The organism is Candidatus Nanopelagicales bacterium (assembly GCA_030700225.1).
Classification (GTDB): domain Bacteria; phylum Actinomycetota; class Actinomycetes; order S36-B12.
In genome coordinates, this window is sequence record JAUYJT010000046.1 from 21,583 (window position 1) to 29,337 (window position 7,755).

Annotated in this window: 10 protein-coding genes and 1 tRNA gene; 3 read left to right on the forward strand and 8 right to left on the reverse strand. The window is 65.2% G+C overall.

Going from position 1 to position 7,755, the window contains the following annotated elements; translation table 11 throughout:
- The first annotated feature begins 266 nt into the window (after positions 1–266).
- The gene (locus Q8P38_07030) at positions 267–1,442 is read left to right on the forward strand and encodes an ATP-binding protein (GenBank protein MDP4014351.1); all 1,176 of its coding nucleotides are present in this window, start codon (positions 267–269) and stop codon (positions 1,440–1,442) included.
- 16 nt (positions 1,443–1,458) lie between these two features.
- Here Q8P38_07030 and Q8P38_07035 read toward each other — a convergent pair whose 3' ends face one another.
- The 8 genes from Q8P38_07035 to Q8P38_07070 all read right to left on the reverse strand — a co-directional run bounded on the left by Q8P38_07035 (position 1,459) and on the right by Q8P38_07070 (position 6,689).
- On the reverse strand, positions 1,459–1,698 hold the full coding sequence (locus Q8P38_07035; protein MDP4014352.1) for a hypothetical protein: 240 nt from the start codon (positions 1,696–1,698) through the stop codon (positions 1,459–1,461).
- Between the two features lie 188 nt (positions 1,699–1,886).
- On the reverse strand, positions 1,887–2,096 hold the full coding sequence (locus tag Q8P38_07040) for a dodecin family protein (GenBank protein MDP4014353.1): 210 nt from the start codon (positions 2,094–2,096) through the stop codon (positions 1,887–1,889).
- 295 nt (positions 2,097–2,391) lie between these two features.
- Positions 2,392–2,464: transfer RNA gene (locus tag Q8P38_07045), tRNA-Ala, on the reverse strand.
- A 41-nt stretch (positions 2,465–2,505) separates the two neighbouring features.
- Positions 2,506–3,180, reverse strand: a complete 675-nt coding sequence (locus Q8P38_07050) for a histidine phosphatase family protein (GenBank protein MDP4014354.1) — start codon at positions 3,178–3,180, stop codon at positions 2,506–2,508.
- Complete coding sequence (rsfS, locus tag Q8P38_07055; protein MDP4014355.1) at positions 3,125–3,490, reverse strand: ribosome silencing factor; 366 nt, start codon at positions 3,488–3,490, stop codon at positions 3,125–3,127. Before rsfS ends, Q8P38_07050 begins: the two co-directional genes overlap by 56 nt.
- Before the next feature lie 25 nt (positions 3,491–3,515).
- Positions 3,516–4,760: an LCP family protein gene (locus Q8P38_07060; protein MDP4014356.1), complete on the reverse strand. Its 1,245-nt coding sequence runs from the start codon at positions 4,758–4,760 to the stop codon at positions 3,516–3,518.
- Positions 4,757–5,368 (reverse strand): nicotinate-nucleotide adenylyltransferase, encoded by a 612-nt coding sequence (gene nadD / locus Q8P38_07065; GenBank protein ID MDP4014357.1) that lies wholly within the window; start codon positions 5,366–5,368, stop codon positions 4,757–4,759. Before nadD ends, Q8P38_07060 begins: the two co-directional genes overlap by 4 nt.
- A gap of 10 nt (positions 5,369–5,378) precedes the next feature.
- Entirely contained in the window at positions 5,379–6,689 is a 1,311-nt protein-coding gene (locus Q8P38_07070; protein ID MDP4014358.1) for a glutamate-5-semialdehyde dehydrogenase, read from the reverse strand.
- Between the two features lie 155 nt (positions 6,690–6,844).
- On the opposite strand from Q8P38_07070, the gene Q8P38_07075 reads away from it, so the two are divergent.
- A complete protein-coding gene (locus Q8P38_07075; protein ID MDP4014359.1) occupies positions 6,845–7,078 on the forward strand; it encodes a hypothetical protein in 234 nt (77 codons plus the stop codon).
- Positions 7,075–7,506, forward strand: coding sequence for a type II toxin-antitoxin system VapC family toxin (locus Q8P38_07080; protein MDP4014360.1), 432 nt, complete (start codon positions 7,075–7,077; stop codon positions 7,504–7,506). The genes Q8P38_07075 and Q8P38_07080 overlap by 4 nt, the downstream gene beginning before the upstream one ends.
- Positions 7,507–7,755 lie beyond the last annotated feature (249 nt).

Sequence of the window (7,755 nt, forward strand, 5' to 3'; positions counted from 1 at the left end):
TATGGAGCCAACCAGCAGCCAAAGTGGCGATCCCTGGCCGCGTGGCGCGAGTCCCGTTCCACGTCGGTCACGACGCCACCTCCCCCGGCCCAAGAACCTCCCGGACGAACCGCCCTCTCGTTTCCTATGGGCCTGAATCTCACGCTACGCCTGGACGGGCGTTGCCATCACCCCCATCGAGCGTGAGCTCGCGCACTTGCGCGCGCGAGCTAGGAATCGACAGCTTATCCTCGCAATTCGCGGAATGATATTCCGTGATTGCACACATGATTGAGCGCCGTCTCTTCCCCGTCGTGCAGCAGCGCCTGAGTGAGGTCCCTGCTGTGGTGCTGCTCGGCCCGCGCCAGGTGGGCAAGACGACGCTGGCCCTTGCCCTGGGCAAGGAGCGCGACGCGCTCTATCTGGATCTGGAATCGGAGCAGGACTGCGCCAAGCTCGCTGAACCGGAACTCTACCTGGCAGACCATCTGGGGAAGCTGGTCATCCTCGACGAGATCCATCGCGCGCCCGGTCTCTTCCCCGTGCTGCGCGGGCTCATCGACCAGGCCCGCCGCGACGGGAAGGACCATGGGCTCTACCTGCTCCTGGGTTCGGCCTCGCTCGACCTGCTCAAGCAATCGGGGGAGACCCTTGCCGGACGGGTGAGTTGCGTCGAACTCGATCCCTTCGACGCCCTGGAGACCGGCGGGACGCCAGCTGACCGGGACCGCCTCTGGCTCCGCGGTGGTTTTCCGGAGAGTTATCTGGCGCCGAGCAACGCCCGAAGTCTGCGCTGGCGCCAGGACTTCATCCGCTCCTATCTGGAACGCGACATCCCCCAGTTCGGCCGGCGCATCGCCGCTGCCACACTGCGCCGTTTCTGGACGATGCTGGCCCACCACCAAGGCGGCGTGCTCAACGTCGCCCAACTGGCCCGCAACCTGGGAGTAGACGCCAAGACTGCCGCTGCCTACATCGACCTCCTGGCCGACCTGCTTCTGGTGCGTCGACTCCCCTCCTGGCATGCCAACATTGGGAAGCGGCTGGTGAAGTCGCCGAAGGTGTATGTGCGCGACAGCGGCCTAGTCCATGCCCTGCTGGCCATCGGTGACAAGGAGACCCTGCTGTCGCATCCGGTCGTGGGTGCGAGCTGGGAGGGCTTCATCGTCGAACAGCTACTGGCCGTCGCCCCCGAGGGTGTGCAAGGACATTTCTACCGGACGAGCGGTGGGGCGGAGATCGACCTGGTGCTGAGCTTCCCCGACGGCGGCCTGTGGGCCGTGGAGATCAAGCGCAGTCTCTCTCCGCGCCCCGAGAAGGGCTTCCATTCCGCCTGCGCCGACCTCGACCCATCGCGCCGGTTCGTGATCTACCCCGGAGACGACACGTTCCCTGTGGGGAACGGCGTCGAGGTCGTTGCCCTGCCGGAGCTCGCGCGCATGCTCGCCGGGACGTCACAATGACGCATCACCTCAAGCCCTACCCCGCGATGAAGGACTTGGACGTGGCGGCGGTCAGGACTGGTGAACTGATGCAGGAACCCAAGAGGTTTCGGTTCGCTGATGCCCCCTCACGTGAAAGGCGGGTCTTAAGAGAAAGCGACACCATCGTTTCCCCGGTGCGCACTTCAGCGACAACGAGAGCTTCCGCCGCTGGCTCGCGGACACCATCTTCAGCGCTACATATGACCCGGCCGTGTAGTCGAGTTCGCCGAAGCACCCGGCATCCCTCTACAGGATGTCGTCAGACGCCTGCCGGAGGTTGACCGCAACAACGATTCCAGTGTCGGGCTCTGGACCCACCCGCGGAGGCGAGCAGCGCCTGAGCGAGATCGACACGAGACGGCGCTCGTTGTACTACTGGTTCCTCTGTCCGCCGCTCATCGCACAGAACTGCGATTGAGCCAGTCAGTCCTCGAACTTGAAGGACAGCTTTACCTTGGCACGGTAGGCGCGCACCTTGCCGTCCTCGATCTGCAAGTCCATCTCGGCCACCTCGGCGATCCGCAGCCCGCGCAGGTTCTGGGACGCCTTCGCGACTGCTGCGCCAGCCGCCTTCTCCCAGGACTCTTCGCTGGTCCCCACCAATTCCACGATCTTGTATACGCTCTCGGCCACGACGTGCCTCCTCAATCGTTAGGTGCTGTTCGATGCTACAGCCACTCCGCTCGGGAAGGGGGGCGTCAACCATCGGCCCAACCTGACCCTTCGTGCAGAGGCCGGGGGGCCCATCCGGACACCCCGAAGCTGCCGGGGAATCAGCGCTCCCGCTCCGAGCTGCCCTGGTCCTCGACCACAGCCCCCGAACTTTCCCCGAGAATGTGACCATAAATGTGACCATGATCTTCGAACGCGCTCGCTCGGCGGCCCCGTCCGCAGCCTCAATGTGCCTCTGACTAGGTGATTCTCCGAGTGGAGCTGAGGGGACTCGAACCCCTGACCCCTTGCATGCCATGCAAGTGCGCTACCAGCTGCGCCACAGCCCCTTGTCGCCGCACAAAGGATAGCGCCGAGCGACCGCAACTCCTCAATCGCCCGAGGACGGTCCACGGTTGTACGCGGTCATCTGCCACGGGCGTTCGGGGGCTCCATTGGCCAGAACCGCCCACCCGCAGTTGTCCAACACCCGCAGGGATCGCCACGTCGACGCGGGGAGCCCCAGGAGGACCCCTATGGCGGCCCTAGCAGCGCCGCCGTGTGTGACGGCGAGCAAGGTTCCCCCCGGCGGAACATCCTTCAGGTACCTCAGCAAGGCCCGGGCTGCTCGCTCCCCGACCTCGGGGAGGGATTCGCCTCCCCCTGGGCGCGAGTCGGGGTCGGTCACCCAAGCAGCGAAGCCATCCGGGTCGACCTCCCTGATCCTGCTAAGAGCCAGCCCCTCCCATGCTCCCCCGTTGACTTCTCGCAGCGCGGAATCTGACACGACCGGCAGACCTGTCGCGGCGGACATCTCACCCGCTGTCTCCGCTGCGCGCGCTAGATCGCTGCAGACAAGCAGGTCGGGTCGCTCCACCGCCAGAGCAGACGCCGCCGCCCTGGCCTGCTCCCGGCCAACCTCGTCCAGCGGTACGTCTTGATGCCCCTGGAACCGAGTGGCATCGTTCCATTCGGTGCGGCCATGCCGGAGCAGGATGATCCGACGCACGTCAAACGGCCGCCGCAGCCACGTCGAGCGCCGGGCAGTCCCGCCACAGTCGCTCAAGGCCATAGAGTTCGCGTTCCTCGCGGAGCTGGACGTGCGCGACAATATCTCCGAAATCCAGCAGAACCCATCGGCCCTCCTGCTGACCCTCACGGCGGGGTGGCGCGGCACCGGCCTGCTTCAGCCTGAACTCGATCTCGTCAACTACGGCCGCCACCTGGCGCTGGTTGACCGCCGAGCAGATGAGGAAGACGTCCGTGATCGCGAACACGCCACTGACGTCCAGAGCGACAATGTCCGTCGCCTTCTTGTCAGCGGCGGCACTCGCAGCGATCCGTGCCCATTCGACGGCATTGGCCTGGCAACTCATAAGTCAATCCTATGTGCAGCCACGATCAACCAACTCGCGCTGACGATGGCACGTAGTCCTCACCCAGGTTCACATCAACGTCCGCCCACGGCTGACCGCTCGCGGATTTGGACTGGGACGAGCGCACCGAGCCGCCGGGCAGGCCAAGGAGTTGCGCTGTGCGCTTCGCCCACGACTTCGGACCCCTCGCTTGAACGGTGCTTAGCTCGGTAGCCGGAGCGGGAGTTCCGCGACCGTCCACGAACACGTAGCCGCCGCTCTCAATCTTGGAGCGTGTTGATGCGATCAGCCCGGGCCTGGTGGATCCGGTCATGACCAGGACCCTTGGCTGTAGTGAATCGCCCGCCTGCCACTGAGCCAGCGGCAGTCCATCCCGAAACAGCGGTGTCGCCAGGTCGTACCGCACCCACCGCAGGGTTCGCTCGCGCAGGGCAACTGGCGTGCTTGGCACGGTGAAGGTCCGAACGTTGCCGACACGCAGGGCGTCGGCGAGACCCACAAGGTACGTGGCCAGATCCGAAGTGGCGACTGTGGCAGGCGCTAGCCATCCGAGCGACGTCAGCGTTTCTCGTAGGTCGGCGTCGCTGGCGGGCAGGTTCTTAAGAGTCGGCAGCATCACGGCCGAGAACCTGCTCATGGCATCGACATCCGTGCCACGGCGAACATCCCCAACCGCGTACCAGGAAGCCTGTGCCCCGGTTAGTGCCTGTGTGCCCTTGCGAAGCGACAGGACGACGACATCTTCCCCGTCTATGACACGTGTCCGTCGCGGCACGTTCACCGTCACTCCCCCGACAGAGTCCACCAGGCCCGCCAGGGCCTTCCGGTCGATGCGCCAGGAGCCGTCAACCCGAACACCTAACGTCGCCGCCACGGCTGATTCCGGCAACCGGGGGTCGAGCACGGACTGGGTCTGACTCAGCGGCCGCGAACTCACTCCAGGAGCCGATACGACCAGGTTGCCCGGCACCACCGACACCAACGACGCGGCGCCAGGACTCCCGCCCAGTCCGGTCAGCAGGTTTCCGACCTGCCCGGAGGTGCCGGTCGCTTGGATCAGGAGAGTCGGCTGCGTCGTTGGCAGTGTCGCGGTCGCGCTGGGCGACGCCGCTGGGCTTGTCGTGGGACTGATCGGCTCGCTGTGGCGGGATGTCCACGCGACCGCGAGTATGGCCACCCCGAACAGCGCTGCGGCCGCAAGGGTGAAACGCAGATGCCGCGCGGTTCTGCGACGCCGTTCATGCTCCCGCTCGTCGGGAGAGCTGTTCAAGGTGCCTCCTGATACAGACCGTGCTGGAGGATGAACAGCCGAACGGGCTCGGGTAGCAGGTAGCGGATCGAGCGACCGCTAGCGACCCGACCGCGAATGTCAGTCGATGAGATCTCCATATCCGGAATCTTGACGTCGGTGACAGATCCCGTCGGCAGCGGCGGGGCCTCCGAGTGGTGTCCCGCCCTAGACACGGCTACCACCTGAGCCGCGGACATGACTTCCTCCGGATCACGCCAGGTCGACATCTCCTCCCGAGAGTCGGCGCCGATTATGAGATGGAGCCGCGCGTCCGGCCCAAGGGAATCTCGCAGATCCCTGAGGGTGTCCACGGTGTACGTCGGACCTGGGCGGTCGATGTCGCACCTGTCTACGCGGAACCTGGGGTCACCCCGCGTGGCCAGGACTGTCATCTCGTAGCGATCTTCGGCGTTCGCCTGGCCTGACCCGCCCTTCTTCCATGGTCTCCCAGCGGGGACGAACACGACGCAGTCCAGGCTGAGCTGGTCGGCCACTTCACTGGCGGCGATGAGGTGTCCATAGTGGATGGGGTCGAAAGTGCCGCCAATGATGCCAACGGCGGATGGCGCGTGCGCCCCTGTCGTCATTAGTCCTCGCTCATCCCTGGCGAATCTGTCCAGTTCCCCGGATAACGAATGTTGTCGTAGTGAGTTCCGGCAAGGCCATGGGGCCGCGCGCGTGGAGCTTCTGGGTCGATATCCCAATCTCGGCTCCGAATCCCAGTTCCCCTCCATCGGTGAATCTGGTTGACGCGTTCACGACCACCGCGGCCGAATCGACACCTGCGACAAACTCATCAATCACCCTCGTCGAGTCCGACAGGACAGCTTCGGTGTGGCCACTGGACCACTGCCGAATGTGGAGCACAGCGTCCGCCACGTCATCGACAACCGCTACCGCGAGGTCCAGGGACAAGTACTCCTCGGCCCAGTCCTTCCTGCTCGCGGGCACGGTCGCGATACCGGCCCCGGCCAGAATCCCGCTGGCACGATCGTCCGTGTGAAGTCGCACGCCGCGCTCTGTGAGGGCCCTGGCCACGCGCGGCAGGAACGTCCCCGCGAACGCCTGATGCACCAACAGCGTTTCCGCGGCGTTGCACACACTGGGCCGCTGGGTCTTGGCGTTGACGACTATGTCGACCGCCTTATCAAGATCAGCGAACACGTCAACGTAGATGTGACAGTTCCCGATTCCGGTTTCGATGACGGGAACCGTTGAGCCCTCAACGACGCTGTTGATGAGGGAAGCTCCGCCTCGCGGGATGAGCACATCCACAAGCCCCCGAGCCCTCATCAAGTGACCTACCGACTCATGCGACGTCCCGGGCACCTGGCAAATGGCGTCCTCGGGCAGGCCACGATCGCGAAGCGCGGCCCGCATCGTGTCAATGAGCGCCTGGTTCGTCCTATGCGCCGAGGACGATCCCCGCAAGAGCACCGCGTTGCCGGACTTCAGACACAGGCCAGCGGCATCCACGGTTACGTTCGGGCGAGCCTCGTAGATGATCCCCACTACCCCGATGGGCACACGGATCTGCTCGACACGCAGACCGTTGGGCAGCGAATAGCCGCGGATGACTTCGCCCACGGGGTCCGGAAGGTCTGCCACAACACATAGCGCCGCCACGATCTCCTCAAGCCGCTCGTCAGTGAGCGCGAGCCGGTCGACCAGACCCTCTTCGACTCCGGCCTCTCGCGCTGCCGCGACGTCCGCCGCGTTCGCCTCCAGTATCGGGACCCGCGCTGACCTCAACCGGTCCGCGATCGCGACGATCGCATCGTTCTTCTCCCCAGTGGTCAAGATCCGCAGGCTAACGGCTGCCGCGCGCGCGTCACGTGCGGCCGATAGCACCGCCTCGCGCTCATCGGGCTCCACGGCTTGCCTCGACTCGTCAGGTGCGTCTGCCACGGCGACAGCCTACGCTGGGCGATCACGCCTGCGGGAAAGGCAGCACCCAAGCCAAGGTCTGCCCTGTAGTCGTCCCACGAGGTCAGCGCCCGCTCGACAGTGTGGGACTCAGCGAGTCCTTGACATGGAGATGCCATGCCCCGCATGCTTAACGCATGCCAGCTCTACAGATCAGAGACTTCCCAGATGAACTCGCTCGCGTACTAAAGGCCCGAGCCGCCCGCCAGGGGCAGTCCCTGTCAAGTTATGCGTCCGCGCTGCTCCGCGCGGCGGCACAGACACCAACGGCGGACGAGTTCGCCGAGCGGCTTCGGCGACGAGGTTCAGCGGGCGAAGCCACGACCACGGATGTCGTCGGAATCATCCGCGAAGAACGCGACGCCGGATGACTCCCATCGTTCTTGACGCCTCGGCGGTCGTGGAGTACTTGAGATGGTCGGCAGCGGGTCGCGACGTAGCCGACATCGTGGCAACCGATGAGATCAGCTTGCACATTCCGCACCTTTGCACCGTCGAGGTCACCCACGCATTCCGAAGCCTCTCCCTGCGTGCGCTCATCGGGGAGGACCGCGCCGAAGTCGCACTCAGCGACCTGGCAGATTTGCCCGCGACGCGCCATTCGGCCGAGCCCCTGCTCCCCCGCATCTGGCAGCTTCGCGAGCAACTCACGGCGTACGACGCGAACTACGTCGCACTCGCCGAGGCGCTGGATGCCACTCTCCTGACGGCAGATGTCCGGTTGGCGCGATCATCGGGTCACGCCGCCTCAATCCTGATCGTTGGGTCGAGGACTGGGCAACGGGACGGTCCCGCCTAGCCAGCCTCGGCCATCCGGTGAGCGAAAGTTCGGCAGCCAGATGATGCATATTCGGCTCTTCGGATTCCAGTGGGGACCTGCGGGTTGTGGGTGTTTTCTTGCTTCTGGCCGTGTCGTTGGGTGGGGTTGTCGGGGGGGTCGATTAGTATCGGACACATGTTCGATGGTGTTGGTTCCTCGCCTCTTGACCCGGCGGCCGGGTCGAGTGTTTTCGCCGCGCCTGTGGCCGACGCGTCGAGCCTGGCGGAG